The 15,419-nt window shown below is 63.8% G+C and carries 12 protein-coding genes and 1 tRNA gene; 7 read left to right on the forward strand and 6 right to left on the reverse strand.

All coding sequences use genetic code 11. The features are described from left to right. The 4 genes from JAB6_RS29315 to JAB6_RS11940 form a co-directional block, all read left to right on the forward strand. On the forward strand, positions 1 to 1,172 hold a 1,172-nt coding region (locus tag JAB6_RS29315), incomplete at its 5' end, for a hypothetical protein (RefSeq protein WP_175444534.1). 181 nt (positions 1,173 to 1,353) lie between these two features. Beyond that, positions 1,354 to 2,580, forward strand: a complete 1,227-nt coding sequence (locus JAB6_RS11930) for a TolC family protein (RefSeq protein WP_175444535.1) — start codon at positions 1,354 to 1,356, stop codon at positions 2,578 to 2,580. 28 nt (positions 2,581 to 2,608) lie between these two features. Then, positions 2,609 to 4,741: an ATP-binding cassette domain-containing protein gene (locus JAB6_RS11935; RefSeq protein WP_217494625.1), complete on the forward strand. Its 2,133-nt coding sequence runs from the start codon at positions 2,609 to 2,611 to the stop codon at positions 4,739 to 4,741. Next, positions 4,738 to 5,907, forward strand: coding sequence for an HlyD family type I secretion periplasmic adaptor subunit (locus JAB6_RS11940; RefSeq protein ID WP_070303043.1), 1,170 nt, complete (start codon positions 4,738 to 4,740; stop codon positions 5,905 to 5,907). The genes JAB6_RS11935 and JAB6_RS11940 overlap by 4 nt, the downstream gene beginning before the upstream one ends. A 12-nt stretch (positions 5,908 to 5,919) precedes the next feature. Here JAB6_RS11940 and udk read toward each other — a convergent pair whose 3' ends face one another. Further along, positions 5,920 to 6,564 (reverse strand): uridine kinase, encoded by a 645-nt coding sequence (gene udk, locus JAB6_RS11945; protein WP_070303044.1) that lies wholly within the window; start codon positions 6,562 to 6,564, stop codon positions 5,920 to 5,922. Positions 6,565 to 6,882: 318 nt separating this feature from the next. Between udk and JAB6_RS11950 the strand changes: the two genes are divergently transcribed. Beyond that, the gene (locus JAB6_RS11950; protein ID WP_070303045.1) at positions 6,883 to 7,263 is read left to right on the forward strand and encodes a tetratricopeptide repeat protein; all 381 of its coding nucleotides are present in this window, start codon (positions 6,883 to 6,885) and stop codon (positions 7,261 to 7,263) included. Between the two features lie 15 nt (positions 7,264 to 7,278). Here JAB6_RS11950 and JAB6_RS11955 read toward each other — a convergent pair whose 3' ends face one another. From JAB6_RS11955 to rnr, 4 genes are all read right to left on the reverse strand, one after another. Further along, a complete protein-coding gene (locus JAB6_RS11955; protein ID WP_070303046.1) occupies positions 7,279 to 7,989 on the reverse strand; it encodes a YceH family protein in 711 nt (236 codons plus the stop codon). Between the two features lie 10 nt (positions 7,990 to 7,999). Beyond that, positions 8,000 to 8,749 (reverse strand): serine O-acetyltransferase, encoded by a 750-nt coding sequence (gene cysE / locus JAB6_RS11960; RefSeq protein WP_034784004.1) that lies wholly within the window; start codon positions 8,747 to 8,749, stop codon positions 8,000 to 8,002. A 194-nt stretch (positions 8,750 to 8,943) separates the two neighbouring features. Then, positions 8,944 to 9,687, reverse strand: coding sequence for a 23S rRNA (guanosine(2251)-2'-O)-methyltransferase RlmB (rlmB, locus tag JAB6_RS11965; RefSeq protein ID WP_058048541.1), 744 nt, complete (start codon positions 9,685 to 9,687; stop codon positions 8,944 to 8,946). 14 nt (positions 9,688 to 9,701) lie between these two features. Then, entirely contained in the window at positions 9,702 to 12,263 is a 2,562-nt protein-coding gene (rnr, locus tag JAB6_RS11970; RefSeq protein ID WP_070303047.1) for a ribonuclease R, read from the reverse strand. A 408-nt stretch (positions 12,264 to 12,671) separates the two neighbouring features. Here rnr and JAB6_RS11975 point away from each other — a divergent pair. Together JAB6_RS11975 and JAB6_RS11980 are read left to right on the forward strand one after the other, a co-directional pair. Then, positions 12,672 to 12,756: transfer RNA gene (locus tag JAB6_RS11975), tRNA-Leu, on the forward strand. 233 nt (positions 12,757 to 12,989) lie between these two features. Then, a complete protein-coding gene (locus tag JAB6_RS11980; protein ID WP_083292688.1) occupies positions 12,990 to 15,173 on the forward strand; it encodes a heparinase II/III family protein in 2,184 nt (727 codons plus the stop codon). A 50-nt stretch (positions 15,174 to 15,223) separates the two neighbouring features. Here the strand turns inward: JAB6_RS11980 and JAB6_RS29560 are convergent. Next, the coding region (locus tag JAB6_RS29560) for a hypothetical protein (RefSeq protein WP_217494626.1) at positions 15,224 to 15,419 on the reverse strand (196 nt) is incomplete at its 5' end.

Below are 15,419 nucleotides of genomic sequence, written 5' to 3' on the forward strand. Positions count from 1 at the left end.
GTGCGCTGGCTGTCAGCACGGCGGCAACGGCCGCCAGCGCACTGGCAGCGGCCACGGCAGCGCAGAACGACGATGACGCCGCAGCAGCCGCAGCGGCCCAGGCCGCAGCCTCGCTGGCAATCACCCAGGCGGCACAGGCCGACGATGCGGCGGCAGCGGCCGCCACCGTCAACGCCAACAATGCGATAGCAGCGGCAGCGGCTGCCCATGCGGCCGATGCCGCCGCGCCGCTGGCGCAGGCACAGGCCGCCGCGTCCCTGGCGGCCCTGCAAGCGGCGCAAGCGGACGATGCGGTCGCCGCCAGCGCGGCAGCGGCTGCGGCGCAAGCACATGCCAATGCGGATGCCGCGCAGGCGGACGACGCGGCGGCGGCCCAGGCCAATGCCGACGCGCAGGCAGCCGACGCGGCACTGGCGCAAGCGAACGCCATCGCGGCGCAGACCGACGCCAGCGCGCTGGCCGTCGTGGCGAATGCGGATGCGGCCAACGCCGCCGCCGTGCAAGCGATCGCCGACCAGACCGATGCTGTGGCGCTCACGCAGGCCGCCGATGCGGCAACGGCAGCAGCGCTGGCAGCGGCGCAGACGGCCGCCCTGACGGACGCCAGCGCACTGCAACTGGCCGCCGATGCGGCCGCGGCCGCGGCCCTGCAGGCGCAGGCGCAGGCGGACCTGACGGACGCAGGCTCGCTGACGGTGGCGGCGAATGCCGATGCCGCGGCGGCAGCGGCGGCCCAGGCCCAGGCCGACCTGACGGACGCGAGCCAGCTGTTCGTGCTGAGCCAGAATGCCCTGCACAACCCGCTGACGGTAGCCGACTTCAGCACGGGATTGCCGGCCGCCGGCGGCGACGTGATCGACATGTCGGCCATCGCAGACCTGACGGCATCGGTGGCCGTGGGCGTCAACGTGAGCACGGACTTTGGCAACAACAACCTGTTCATCTTCGACGGCACGTCCGTGTCGATCGGCGCGGCAGCCAGCGCCATCGCGGCCGACGACAGCGTCTTGTCGGGACAGGGCTACATCGTCATCGCCGATGCGCAAAACAGCGGCGCCGTGACCGTGTATCACTCGACTGACCTGAGCAACGCCAACGCCATCGACACGGCGCTGGTGCTGCTCAGCGGCGTGAACATCACGCAGCTGACCGGTGCCAACTTCGTCGTCTGAAGCAGGGCACCCACGCCAGGCGCCGCGCCTGGCACGACGGCGGGAGCGCAGCACAGCGGGCGCTCCCGCCACACCTAGAAATGCGTCAGGCCTGGTGCCGGAAAAATACGGGATGAGATTACGCGGTTCCCCAGCATTGTTTGTACTGCCACGTGGCGCGGCCTTGCTGGCGGCCATGGCCATGGCATCCATCAGCTCCTTCGTCCAGGCCCAGGGCAGCACCGCCTGGAGCTTCGACCAGGTCTTGCAGCAGGCGCTGCAAAGCCATCCCGCCGTGCAGGGCAAGCGTTCGGCGCAGGCTGCCGCGCGCGCCGACCTCGATGGCGCGCAATGGCAGCGCTTCCCCAGCCTGTCGGCCGAAGTCCCCACGGGTTCGCAGGAAACGGGCGGCGTGGTGCGCATCGAGCAGCCGCTGTGGAGCGGCGGGCGCATCGACGCCGGCATCGATGCGGCCGGCAGCCGGGTCGACGCGGCCGGCGCGGCCATCGAGGAAGAACGCCTGACCCTCTCGCTGCGCGTGATCGCCGCCTACACGGAAGCGCTGCGCCAGACGGCCCGCATGCGCTCGGCCGAAGAGGGGCTGGCCGAGCACCAGCGCCTGCTGGACATGATCAAGCGCCGCGTGGCGCAGTCGGTCAGTTCGCAAACGGATCAGCGCCTGGCCGAGTCGCGCGCCTACCAGGCGGCCAACGACGTGTCGAATGCGCGCCAGGCGCAGGAAAACGCGCTGGCGCAGCTGTCGCAGCTGGCCGGCAAACCCGTGCGCCTCGTCACCGCCGCCGGAATCGGCGTGGGCGAACCGCTGCCCGACGCCAGCCTGGAACGGGTCATGCGCCAGGCCATCGGCTACTCCCCTACCCTGCAGCGCCTCGATTTCGAGGCGCAGGCAGCCGATTCCGAGATCACCATGCAGCGCTCTGCCTACATGCCGAAGGTGGTGCTGCGCATGGAAAAGCCCACGGGCGGCGGCATCAATGCCGACAACCGCGCGCGCGCCATGCTGGTGCTGCAGGCGCAGCCGGGCGCCGGCTTGTCGGCCAAGGCTGGCGTGGACGCCGCCGTGGCCCGCCGCGAAGGCGCGCGCGCCGCGCACGACGTGGCCGAACGCGAGGTGCGCGAGCGTTTCACCCTGGACTGGAACGAGGCCGAGGCAAGCCGCCAGCGCCTGGGCAACGCGGGCGAGGCCAGCACCACCTCGACGCAGGTGTTCGAATCGTATGCACGCCAGTACGTGATCGGTCGCAAGAGCTGGAACGACGTGCTCAATGCCGTGCGCGAAGCAACCCAGGCGCGGTTTTCGCTGGAAGACACGCGCGCGCAGGCGATTGCCGCCAGCCTGCGCCTGGCCGCGCAGACGGGCACCCTGGCCGGACGCACGGTGCCGCCGGGCCTGGCGCGCGCGAATTGACACCGACATGATGCAGACAGGAGACAGCGTGGATACCTCCATCAAACATGGCTTGCTGACACTCGTCGAACGGGCCGCCCGCCTGACAGGCCAGCATCTGGCGGCCGCGCGCCTGGCCGACCTGCAGCGCCAGCTCGAAGATATCGACGACAGCGGCGCGCCCGCCGTGGTGCTTACCGCCATCTGGCAGGCGGCCGGGCTGGAAGGCGCGGCGCGCCCGCTGCACGAGCCGACGCCGGGCGAACTGCCATTCGCCGTCTACAGCCCCAGCACGGGCTGGGGCTTGCTGCAGTCGCGCGGCGCCGACGGCGCCTGGCGCGGCGAAGGCATCGATGGGCGCGCCTTGCAACTGGCCTCGCTGGCAGGTTTAGCTTGCGTGGGCCTGCCGCGCCGCAGCGAAAAAAGCGGCGCCCGCCCCGGAGCGCTAAGCCTGGTGCGCAAGGCCCTGTGGCTGAAGAAAAGCGTGTTTGTCGACGCCGTGCTGGCCACCGCGCTGGTGACCCTGCTGACCATGGCCACCTCGCTGTTTTCCATGCAGGTGTACGACCGCGTGATCCCGAACCAGAGCTTCAGCACCCTGTGGGTGCTGGTGGTGGGCGTGGCCCTGTCGATCGGCCTGGAATTCATCCTCAAGCAGGTGCGTAGCCGCATCGTCGACCACTCGTGCAATGACGTCGACCATGAATTGTCCGAATGGTTTTTCCAGCGCATGCTGGGCATCCGCATGGAGGCGCGCCCCGCTTCCGTCGGCACCCTGGCGGCGCAGGTCAAAGGCTTTGAAATGGTGCGCGGCGTGCTTACGTCGACCTCGCTGTTCGTGCTGACGGACGTGCCCTTCGCCGTGATTTTCCTCGCCATGATCACCATCATCGGCGGCTGGCTCGTGGTGGTGCCGCTGGTGGCCCTGCCGCTGGCCCTCGTGTGCGGGCTGATGTTCCAGCGTGCCATCCAAAGCCATACGCGCAAGAACCTCAACGCAAGCAACCGCAAGGCGGGCTTGCTGGTGGAAGCCGTCGATGGCGTGGAAACGCTCAAGGGCAGCAGCGCCGAATGGATGATGCAGGCGCGCTGGGCCGAGCTGGTGGCCGAAACGAGCCACGCGGAGCAGAATATCCGCGACTATGCTGCCCTGTCGCAAAACATCACGGCCGCCTTCCAGCAGCTGACCAACGTGGCGCTGATCTCCATGGGTGCGTGGTTCGTGGCCGAGAACCAGATGACCATGGGCGCCCTGATGGCGTGCACCATCATCAGCAACCGCGCCCTGATGCCCATCGTGCAGCTGCCCGCCGTGATGGTGCAGTGGGCGCATGCGCGCGCCTCGATCGACGGCCTGGAACAGGTCATCAGCCTGCCCAACGAGGCCGACACCGCGCAGTTCGCGCTGACGCCGCGCAGCCTCGATACGGGATTGCGCTTCGAGCGCATCCGCTTTACGTATGGCGGCGCGCAAAAGGTGGCGCTGGAAGTGGAAAATCTCGCCATCCGCCCCGGCGAACGGGTCGGCCTGGTGGGCGCCATCGGCTCGGGCAAGAGCACCCTGCTGAAACTGGCCTCGGGCCTGTACCAGCCGGCCGAAGGCAAGGTGTACCTGGGCGACGTCGACATGGCCCTGCTGGCGCCGGCCGTGGTGCGCGAAATGGTCGGCTACCTGCCACAGGAAACGCGGCTGTTCAGCGGCACCCTGCGCGACAATCTGTTATTGGGACTGGCCGACCCGGGCGAGGAAGCGATACTGGCGGCGGCAAAGCGCACGGGCCTGATCGAGCTGATACTGGGCCAGCCACGGGGACTGGCGCTGGGCATTACCGAAGGCGGGCGCGGCGTGTCTGGCGGCCAGCGGCAATTGATCGCCGTCACGCGCCTGCTGCTGGCCAAGCCGCGCATCTGGCTGCTCGATGAACCGACGGGCGCCATGGATGCGAAGACGGAAGCGCGCATCGTGGGGCTGCTGGGCGAACTGGCGGCCGAAGGCGTGACCATGGTCGCCACCACGCACAAGAACGCCCTCTTGCCGCTGCTCGACCGCCTGGTGGTGCTGCAGGCGGGCCGGGTGCTGCTCGACGGCCCGCGCGACTTTGTTCTGGCCAAGCTGTCGGGCAAGCCGCAGGCCGTGCCCAGTTCCGCAACGGCGCCGGTGGCGCAAGGAGCCGTCGCATGAAACTGGCCAAGGTCGAAGCGAAAGAGGAAGCGAAACGGGGACGGGTGCTGATCTGGAGCTGCACGGCGGCACTGGCCGGTATCATCGCCTGGGCTTCGTGGGCGGAGCTGGACCAGGTCACGCGCGCCAACGGCCAGGTGATCGCCAGTTCGCGCAACCAGATCATCCAGGTGGCCGATGGCGGCGTGCTGGCCGAACTGCGTGTGCACGAAGGCAGCGTGGTGAAAAAGGGAGCATTACTGGCGCGCTTCGACCGCACGCGGGCCGAGACAAGCTACCTGGAAAGCACGGCCAAGGCGGCGGGACTGAAGGCGGCCGTGGCGCGTTTGCAAGCCGAGGTGTTTGGCGGCGCGCCGAAGTTTCCGCCCGAACTGCAGGCGTTCCCGGAATTTCGCGCCAACCAGCTGGCCCTGTTCAGCAAGCGCCAGGGCGCCGTGCAGGCGGAGGTGAGCTCGCTGGAAAGCGCCATGAAGCTGATCAAGGAAGAACTGGAAATGAACTTGCCGCTGCTGGAAACGGGGGACGTCAGCCGCGCCGAAGTGCTGAAACTGCGGCGGCAAGTGGTCGACATCCAGGCGCAGATCACCAACCGGCGCAACAAATATCTGCAGGATAGCCAGACGGATCTGGTGAAAGCCCAGGAAGACCTGGCCGGCGTGCTGCAGACGGTCACGCAGCGCAAGGAGCAGCTGGGTTCGACGGATATCTACGCGCCCACCGATGGCATCGTGCGCAACGTGCGCCTTACTACCCTGGGCGGCGTGGCCAAGCCAGGCGAGGAAATCCTGCAGATCGTGCCGACGGACGATGACCTGATCATCGAGGCGAAAGTCAAACCGGCCGACATCGCCTTCATCAAGCCGGGCCTGCCCACGGCCGTGAAGCTCGACGCCTACGACTACGGCATCTACGGGCGCCTGCGCGGCACCGTCAGCTACATCAGCGCGGACACCTTAAGTGAGGACAACAAGGGCAACGAGCAGCCGTACTACCGCGTGCAGATCAAGACCAGCGGGCGCAACCTGATGGGCAAGAATGGCGAGCCGATCCTGATCCAGCCCGGCATGACGGCCACCGTGGAAATCAACACGGGCCGCAAGACGGTCTTGCGCTATCTGACGAAACCGATCACCAAGACGTTCTCGGAATCGATGGGGGAACGGTAAGCTGGCGGGCTGTTAACCGGCAGGCTTCAGGCGGCCGATGACACTGGCCACCTTGGCCGTGATCATGTCGACCGCGGGGCCGTTGGCGCCATGTGGCAAGATGACATCGGCATTGCGCTTGGTCGGCTCGATGAATTGCTTGTGCATCGGGCGTACCGTTTCCAGATACTGCTCGATGACGCTTTCCACGGAGCGGCCACGTTCCGTGATATCGCGCTGCATGCGGCGGATGAAGCGCACGTCGGAGGCCGTGTCGACAAATATCTTCAGCGACATCATGTTGCGCAAGTCTTCGTCATACAAGGCAAACAGGCCTTCGATCACGATCACGGGCGCCGGCTTGACGGGGATGGTCCGGTTGGAGCGGTTGTGCAGCGTGAAGTCGTACTCGGGCATCTCGATCGCTTCGCCATTGCGCAAGGCCTGGATATGCTGCACCAGCAATGGCCACTCGAACGCCTGCGGATGGTCGTAATTCTGCTGGCGCCGGACTTCAGGGGAGAGATGGGTTTGGTCGCAGTAGTAGTCGTCCTGCATCACGACCGATACCATGTCGGCGCCGAAGGACGCGAGCACTTGTTGGGATACGGTGGACTTGCCACTGCCGCTTCCGCCAGCGACACCAATAACAAACGGTTGGAAGGAAATATTATTCATGCCGAATGATACCGGAAACGCGAGCTGACCGACAGGGAGCGGCTGCAAAGCCGGGCCTGTCACGCGGCAGGCACGCGCCAACCGAAGAAGGGGCCGATAGGCGAACGTTTGGCAAGATGGTATTCTCAACAAGCTCAAGATGCGCGGACGGGACGCAGCGCGCCGCCGGCATTGCATGCCTGCCCTCTTTCGGCATCGATTGACCATTGACGAGAAATGAACAATGAACGAAGAAAAATTTTGGCAACTGATAGAGCAAATCGGCCGTGAAGCCCTGGAAGCCGGAAGCAATTGCGCCGCCTGGCCCAGCTAACGGCAATGGACGCCATCGCCGCAAGCAAGGCATATATCAAGCTGGCCGAAGGCGATGCCGGGCAATGGGATGCGCACATGGCGGCAGCGGAAGCCGTGCTGCACGGCGCCTTGCAATCGGATCGGCAAGCGAATCGGCAAGATACCGCCCTGCTCACTTGCCTGGGCGCCGTGCTGTGTGACCAGGGCAAGTACAGGGAAGCCGTCAACGTGCTGGAAACAGCCCTCACGCTGGGTTCGACGGACGGCCATACCCATTACAACCTGGGGGTGGCCCTGGCGGGACTGGCAAAACCGCGCAAGGCCATGGCGCAATTTGGCAAGGCGCAGGGCCTTGCCGCTTGCAGCCTGACCTGGACCGCCTATTTCGACCCGCAAGCCCAATAGGCGCTTGCCCGGAAATTATTCGAACTGCTTGCGGAACGCCTCGAACTGCGCCGCCAGGCCATCGAAGTCGCTGCGCAATTGCAGCACTTCCTGCTCCAGCTGGGCGACACGGCTGCCCTGCTGCGGCGCGCTGACGGCGCCGGCGTAGCCTGCCGCGGTCTCGATCTGCGCCAGCGCTTCCTCGCCGCCCAGCAAGTGGCCGTAGCGCGGCTCCTTGGCACCGGGTGCGACGGCCAGCTTGGCCACCAGCGGCGGGTATTTGTCGATCAAGAACTGCAGGCCCGACTCCACTTCCGTCACGGACTTGAATTCATGTACGCGGCCGCTGCGGCTGCGGATCTCGCCCGCCGTCTGCAAGCCGCGCAGCATCAGGATCGTCAGGATGGCAAGTTTATCTTGTTCCAGCGACCACTTGATGCGCATGCGGTGTTCGTACTTGGCGACCCGCGCGCCGGCCTGCGTGATGCCGTTGACGAACTTGCGCTGCATCAGGCGCTGCAGCACGTCGTAGACGGTTTCTTCGGAAAGAGCCATGACGGGGTCGCGGCTGGACAGCTGGTTGCAGCCGTTCGTCAGCGCGTTGAGCGACAGCGGATAGCTGTCCGGCGTCAGCGCTTCCTTTTCCGCCAGCACGGCCAGTACGCGGATCTCGAACGGGTCGAGCAGATTCGGATTGTCGCTGCTCTTTTCTGCTGCGTTTTCAGCTATGTGTACGTCTGTAGTCATGCCTGTATCCTTAGTCAACCAGCTTGTTCATTTGCTCGGAATCGAATTTATCACACTCGGGCACGCCCTGGCAGCAGATGCCCGCCGCCTTCAGGGTGGCGAGGATGGTTTCGATGCGCTGCTCCTGTGCCACCGCGTGCGTGATCAAGCCTTGCAGGGCTTTCGACAGCGGATCGTCGCCGTTGGGCGTGACGCCATACGCGGCGAACAAATGGGCGGTGCTGCCCTCGCGCAGGGCGCTGACATCCTTTTGCACGATGTGCGCGGGGTTGCCGACGGCCGTGGCGCCGGACGGCACGGGTTTCAACAGCACGGCGTTCGAGCCCACCTTGGCGTACTCGCCCACCGTGAAGCTGCCCAGCACCTGCGCGCCGGCGCCGACGATGACGCCGCGCTCGAGGGTCGGATGGCGCTTGGCGCCGCTGTGCAGCGACGTGCCGCCAAGGGTCACGCCCTGGTAGATGGTGCAGTCGTCGCCGACGACGGCCGTCTCGCCGATCACCACGCCGAAGCCATGGTCGATGAAGACGCGCCGGCCGATGACCGCGCCCGGATGGATCTCGATGCCCGTGATGATGCGGGCGATATAGGAAATGAAGCGCCCCACCCACTTCATGTGCCGCGTCCAGCACCAGTGCGCCCAGCCGTGCATGACGATGGCGTGCAAGCCTGGATAACAGGTCAGCACCTCCCAGCCATTGCGGGCGGCCGGGTCACGTTCGATGATGCTGTTGATGTCTTCGCGCAGGTGGTGGAACATAATGAAAATGGATAAGGTGGAACGCAAATGGTAGCGTATTCGGCGGCGTGCTGCCGGAGAGGCAGATAAACAACCGCCGCCTCAAGGGCGGCGGCTGATTTTCTGGAAGCGTTACAAAACGTTCAGGGCAAGGCGCATTGCCGAAGACAGTACGAATGTACGGCGAGGCAATGCAACGCCGCCATGGACGTTTTTTAGGCTTCCAGCGCGATGCGCTGGCGGCGGGCTTCATAGAGACATACGCCCGATGCCACGGACACGTTCAGACTCTCGACGGAACCGAACATCGGGATGCTGACGAGGATGTCGCAGGTGTCGCGCGTCAAGCGGCGCATGCCTTCGCCTTCGGAACCCATGACGAGAGCCGTCGGGCCCGTGAAATCGGCTTCGTACAAGCCTTTTTCGCCGTCGTCCGAGGTGCCGATCAGCCAGATGCCGCGATCCTTCAATTCACGCATGGTGCGCGCCAGGTTCGTCACGGTGATGTACGGGACGGTTTCGGCGGCGCCGCTGGCGACCTTGGCGGCCGTGGCGTTCAAGCCCACGGCGCGGTCCTTCGGCACGATGACGGCATGTGCGCCGACGCCGTCGGCCACGCGCAGGCAGGCGCCCAGGTTGTGCGGGTCGGTGATGCCGTCGAGTATCAACAGCAGCGGCGGGCCGTCGATGGCGTCCAGCAGCTCATCGAGATTGCGCGCCAGCGACAGTTGCGAGGCAAACGCGATCACGCCCTGGTGGCGGCGCGTGCCGACGATCTTGTCCAGACGCGACGAGTCGACGGGCATGACGCGCACGTTGGCAGCCTTGGCGGCGGCGATCATGTCCTTCATGCGGCCGTCGACGCGGCTGGCATCGACGAAAATTTCCTCCACGGACGACGCTTCATGACGCAGACGCGAGGTGACGGCGTGGAAGCCGAAAATCATTTTATTCTTCATTATCTATCTATCGCTTATCGCTTGTTCTTGCTTGATTTTGATACAGTTTTTGCTGCACGTGGTGCCGCCGCAGCGGGTGCCGCGGCTGGTTTCTTGCTGCGCTTCGGCGCGGCGGCCTTGGGGGCTGCCGCCTTGGGGGCTTCCTTGGCTGCAGGCTTGGCTTGCGCCTTGGCGCCGTTGGAACGGCCGCCGGAACCCTTGCCGGGTTTGCCACCATTGTTGCCGCCGCCATTGACGCTGGTTTTGATCTCGTGACGCTGCTCGGTCGCGGGACCGGGCTTGACCATCGATTTCTTTTCGCCCTTGCGCTTGCCGCCAGCTTGCTTGGCTGGCGCTTCTTCGCCCGCCAGTTCCGCATCGGTGACCAGACGCAGGTCGATCTTGCGCGTTTCCAGATCGACACGCGCCACTTGCACCGTCAGACGGTCGGTCAATTGATAACGCTTGCCCGTACGTTCGCCGCGCAATTCATGGCGCGCATCGTCGTACTGGAAGTAGTCGGTACCCAGCTCGGTGACGTGCACCAGGCCTTCGACAAACAGGGTGTCCAGTTGCACGAAGACGCCGAAGGTGGTCACGCCGGTGATCGTGCCGGTGAATTCCTCGCCCAGTTTGTCCTGCATGAAGTAGCACTTCAGCCATGCCTCCACGTCGCGCGATGCTTCGTCGGCGCGGCGCTCGTTGGCCGAGCAATGCACGCCCAGTGCGTCCCAGATCGTCAGGTCCGTCTTCTTCGGCTTGCCGTCGGCCTTGTCCTTCGCCTGCTGCTTGCGCGTGGCGTTCGACACGTTCGTGTTCAGCACGGTCTTCTCGGACAGCTTCGGCTCGTATTTCTTGCCTTGCAAGATGGCCTTGATGGCGCGGTGCGTCAGCAGGTCGGGATAGCGGCGGATCGGACTGGTGAAGTGGGCATACGCCTCGTACGCCAGGCCGAAGTGGCCGATATTGTCCGGGCTGTAGACGGCTTGCTGCATCGAACGCAGCAGCATCGTTTGCAGCAGGGCCGCGTCGGGACGCTCCTTGATCTGCTGCATCAGGGTCTGGTAATCGGATGCCGATGGCGTGTCGCCGCCCGTCAGGTTCAGGCCAACCTGTTTCAGGAAAGTGCGCACTTGCGTGAGCTTTTCCTTGGTCGGGCTGGCGTGGATGCGGTAGGTGCCTGGGTGCTTGTTACGCAGCAACAGATCGGCCGCGCAGACGTTGGCCGCCAGCATGCACTCTTCGATGATCTTGTGCGCTTCGTTGCGCGTGCGGGGAATGATCTTTTCGATCTTGCCGGCGCTATTGCAGACGATATACGTTTCCGTCGTCTCGAAATCGATGGCGCCCCGCTCCGTGCGTGCTTTCAGCAAGGCGCGGTAGACGGCTTCCAGGTTTTGCAGGTGCGGCAGGATGTCCGCGCGGCGTGCCGCTTCGGGACCCTTGGTGTTGCCCAGCACGGCAGCGACTTCGTCATACGTGAGGCGCGCGGCCGAATGGATGACGGCGGGATAGAACTGGTAAGCCTTCAGCTCGCCCTTGTCGCTGACGACGGCGTCGCAGACGAGGGTCAAGCGGTCGACGGCCGGGTTCAGCGAGCACAGGCCGTTCGACAGTTTTTCCGGCAGCATCGGGATCACGCGGCGCGGGAAGTAGACGGACGTGCTGCGCTCGAGCGCGTCGATATCGAGCGCGTCGTTCGGTTTCACGTAATGGCTGACGTCGGCAATCGCCACGATCAGGCGGAAGCAGTTGGCACGGCCGATCTTGACGGGCTCGCAATACACGGCATCGTCGAAATCGCGCGCATCTTCGCCGTCGATGGTCACCAAAGGCACGTCGCGCAGGTCGACACGGTCTTTCAGGTCGGCGGCGCGTACTTCGAACGGCAGCTTTTCAGCTTGCTTGAGGGCGGCGGCGGAAAAGATGTGCGGCACGTTGAATTTGCGCACGGCAATTTCAATTTCCATGCCGGGATCATCCAAAGCGCCCAGCACTTCGACGATCTTGCCGACCGGCTGCTTGAAGCGCATTGGTTGCTCGGTCAGCTCGACGCTGACGATCTGGCCGGCTTTTGCCTTGCCGACCGAACCGGTGACGAGAATGTCCTGGCCGATGCGCTGGTCTTCCGGCGCGACGACCCAGGTACCGTTTTCCTGGATCAGACGGCCGATGACGTGGGTATTGGCGCGGTAGGTGACTTCGACGATCGTGCCTTCGGGGCGGCCGCGGCGGTCCGTGCCGACGATGCGGGCCATGACCTTGTCGCCATGCAGTACTTTCTGCATTTCTTTCTCAGGCAGGAACAGGTCGGCGCTGGCGTCATCGGGAATGACAAAGCCGAAGCCATCGCGGTGGCTGGTGACGCGACCGGCGACAAGCGCACTCTGGTCGGCCAGGCTGAAAACACCGCTGGCGTCAGACTTGAGCTGGCCGTCGCGCTCCATCGCCTTCAGGCGACGGACCAGGACATCCATGGAATCGGCATGCACTTGCAGCGTTTTCCCGAGAGACTGCGGGTCGAGAGGCGCGTTGACGCTGCGGAATATGCCGAGAATGTCCTCCCGGCTGGGGATGGTGTGGGTATTTTGGCTCAAAAGTATTTCTATAGTTGTTATTGACAGTGATCAAACGGAAGACAAAGACCGATGACATCACCGTCAATATTGACACGGTGATGTCCGGTAGTGTACCGGAGGACGCCTTGGTTTGCCTAACGGACAGCGTAGCGGAAACCGAACAAGTGCCCCGCCGATGAAAAAAAGGAGAAAAGCTGCGCAATGCATTTGACTTCGGCAAATATTGCTCTATAATCTCGGTCTCTTGCAGCGACAAACCTTCACGGGAATGCAGTTGCAGGAAAGCGGTACAGGGTTGATGTGCAGTATGGAGCGAAAGCTCATCTGGCGCAAAACTCTTCAAGTCGCTATAATAGCAGAATTGTTGCTAAGTTATTTGGCAACAAGTACTCGAGCAGCAATGTAATAAGCAATAGCAGCATCAGTGCCCACGTGGCGGAATTGGTAGACGCGCATGGTTCAGGTCCATGTGCCTTCGGGTGTAGGGGTTCGAGTCCCTTCGTGGGCACCATTACCTAATTCGCAAAAAAGCCGCAAACTTTCACGAGTTTGCGGCTTTTTTCATTTCCGCAGCACGGCACCACCCCGCCTTGAGAAATTATCAAAAAAGAACATTCTCAGCCTATTTGATAGTATATTGACATCTCCTTGGCCGCGCATCGCGCGTGGCTGGCAACAGCTTTATGGAGAGAAGTCATGACATGCAGGCCCCGCAAACACCAACGGATTCTTTTCAGCAGCTTTATGGCATTGAGCCTCGGCGCTGGCGCCAGCCAGGCGGCGGACTGGGTGACCACCCGCTCCAGCAGCCCTGAAATCGTCAAACCGGCACCGGAGCAAGTGAAATTGCAGGTGCAAAATCCGCCGTCCTTTGCCTGGCCGCGACATGCCAGCTATCCCGCGCAATATGTTGTGGAGATTTTACCGCTTGGCGGCACCGCAAGCAGCCACACGGTTTCGCGCAACTTCCTGCTGCCATCGAGCGCACTGCCGCTCGGCGAGTATGAATGGCGCGTGAGCCCGCTCTCCACGCCCCGCAACTGGTCCGATAAACGCCCATTTACCATCGACAGCAATTCACGCACTTTTGTCGTTCCCGAATCGTCCGATCTCGCGGCCACCGTGCGGGCCCACCCGCGCCCGCGCCAGTTGCCAGCCGCCTTCACGCAAGCGAGCGCCTGGGATGCCGCCATGGAGACCAAACGGCGCCCCTTCCTGAACCGCCTCGTCAGCGAAGTCAACCTGAATACCACGGCCGTGGCCAGCGTCAACGATGGCCTGTGGACCACGCCCAACGATAGTGGCCAGTACAACCGTATCGCCAATGCCGCCGGCGCCGTGATCCGCCAAATGGAAGCGGCCGCCCTGCTGTTTCGCTTGACACAGGAACGCAGGTATCTGGACGAAGCCATGCTGCGCGGCGACCAGCTGGCCGCGCTGAGCCCGGACGGCCCCACCAGCTATAAAGCGCAGGATCAGGTGGCGCGCATGATTGCCCTGGTACTTGCCAAGGGCGCCGACTTCCTGTGGCTGGACCTGGACGCGCCGCGCCGCGCGCACTGGCTGTCGGTCGCCGCGCAACGGCTGACACCCATTTATGCGGATCTGTCCGCCGCCGGCGGGCGCCTGGATCAATCCCCCATGGACTCGCACGGCGTCGAGGCACTCGGCTACCTTGCCGCCGCCTCGACCCTGCTGCTCGATGCCAGGCCGGAAGCGCAAGCCTGGTTCGACTTCGCCGTGCGCTCATACATGCATATCGTCCACGTCTGGAGCGGCCCGGAAGGCGGCTTTGCCAACGGCTCGGCGTATGGCCAGTACACCACCGACATGCAACTGCAATTATGGCAGCCACTGGCCGAAGCCACCGGCGTCAGCCTGTTCAACAAACCCTGGGCTGCGGGATTTTCCAATTATTTCATGCAGTTCATTCCACCAAACGCACCGCGCCATGTCTTCGGCGATGTCCATGAAAGCAAGCCGGACCCGGCGCCACTGAAGGCATATGTGGCGCGCCAGGCCACGCCAGCGGCCGCCTGGTACAGCAGCCAGCCAGGCGCGCAGGAAAATCCCATCACCCTGCTGCAAGCGCCCTACCCGCTTCCCGCCGACACTGTCGCGCCCGAGGCGCCACCCAACGCCATGCTCTTCCCCAGCATCGGCTGGGCCGCCATGCACAGCGACATGAGCAATCCGGCCCGCACTTCCGTCTACTTCAAATCGAGCCCGTTTGGCGCTTTCAATCACAGCCACGGCGATCAAAACAGCCTGGTCATCAACAGCGGCGGCAAGCCATTGCTGATCGAAGCCGGCTACCAGGACTACTATGCATCGCCGCTTTCGCAGAACTGGTACCGCCAGTCGCGTGCGCACAACGCCATCACATTTGATGGCGGGAAAGGTCAATTCATCGAAGGCCATTACGAGATGCGCTACAAAAACGGCAAGATCACGACATTCACGCCCGGCACGGACCTCGATTATGTGGAAGGCGATGCCAGTGCCGCCTACAGCAACGACTTGAGCCTGGCCAGGCGTCAGGTATGGTATTCGCGCCTGAACGACGTGGTGGTGGTGCGCGACAAACTGAACTCCGCGACAGCGCGCACTTTCGAATGGAACATGCATGCACTCAACACCTTGTACCTTTACCCGAATGGCCGGGCCAGCATAGAGAACGGCAGCACCTCGCTTTGCCTGCAATCACTACGGCCAGACGAGGAGCAATTGTCCAGATTCAGCGCCCCGAATCCACCGCTGGAAGCCAGCCAGCAGCATGCCGCCTACGTCAAGACCACCCCGGCCATGGCGGCAGAGTTCCTGATCGTGCTCGATATCGGCTGCAAATCGGTGCCAACCTCGCTGGAACCCGTGCCTGGCGGACGCTTGCTGCAGATAGGCACGCAAACCATCACCCTGCCGCAATAAGCGCCCAATGCCTGTTTTTGCCAAAAAAACAGGCAGACTTATCCTCCCTTTCATAGGGAAATGCCTTTTTTCAGGGGAAAAGGGTGTTTCTTGAAGAAAAGTGCAAAATGTTGATTGACCGAATGCGCGCCAGCCCTTATGATTTTGTCCTCGCTGCAGAACACGCAGCGACAAGCAGCAAGCAGTAACAATGCCCACGTGGCGGAATTGGTAGACGCGCATGGTTCAGGTCCATGTGCCTTCGGG

This window comes from Janthinobacterium sp. HH104, assembly GCF_001758715.1.
GTDB classification, from domain to species: Bacteria; Pseudomonadota; Gammaproteobacteria; order Burkholderiales; family Burkholderiaceae_D; genus Janthinobacterium; species Janthinobacterium aestuarii.

Coding starts and splice junctions, on each gene's coding strand:
- JAB6_RS11950 (WP_070303045.1), top strand. CDS start 6,883: ATGGACGCCATCGCCGCAAGCAAGGCATATATCAAGCTGGCCGAAGGC.
- JAB6_RS11980 (WP_083292688.1), top strand. CDS start 12,990: ATGGCATTGAGCCTCGGCGCTGGCGCCAGCCAGGCGGCGGACTGGGTG.
- rlmB (WP_058048541.1), bottom strand. CDS start 9,687: ATGAAGAATAAAATGATTTTCGGCTTCCACGCCGTCACCTCGCGTCTG.
- udk (WP_070303044.1), bottom strand. CDS start 6,564: ATGAATAATATTTCCTTCCAACCGTTTGTTATTGGTGTCGCTGGCGGA.
- JAB6_RS11955 (WP_070303046.1), bottom strand. CDS start 7,989: ATGACTACAGACGTACACATAGCTGAAAACGCAGCAGAAAAGAGCAGC.
- JAB6_RS11940 (WP_070303043.1), top strand. CDS start 4,738: ATGAAACTGGCCAAGGTCGAAGCGAAAGAGGAAGCGAAACGGGGACGG.
- JAB6_RS11930 (WP_175444535.1), top strand. CDS start 1,354: ATGGCATCCATCAGCTCCTTCGTCCAGGCCCAGGGCAGCACCGCCTGG.
- cysE (WP_034784004.1), bottom strand. CDS start 8,749: ATGTTCCACCACCTGCGCGAAGACATCAACAGCATCATCGAACGTGAC.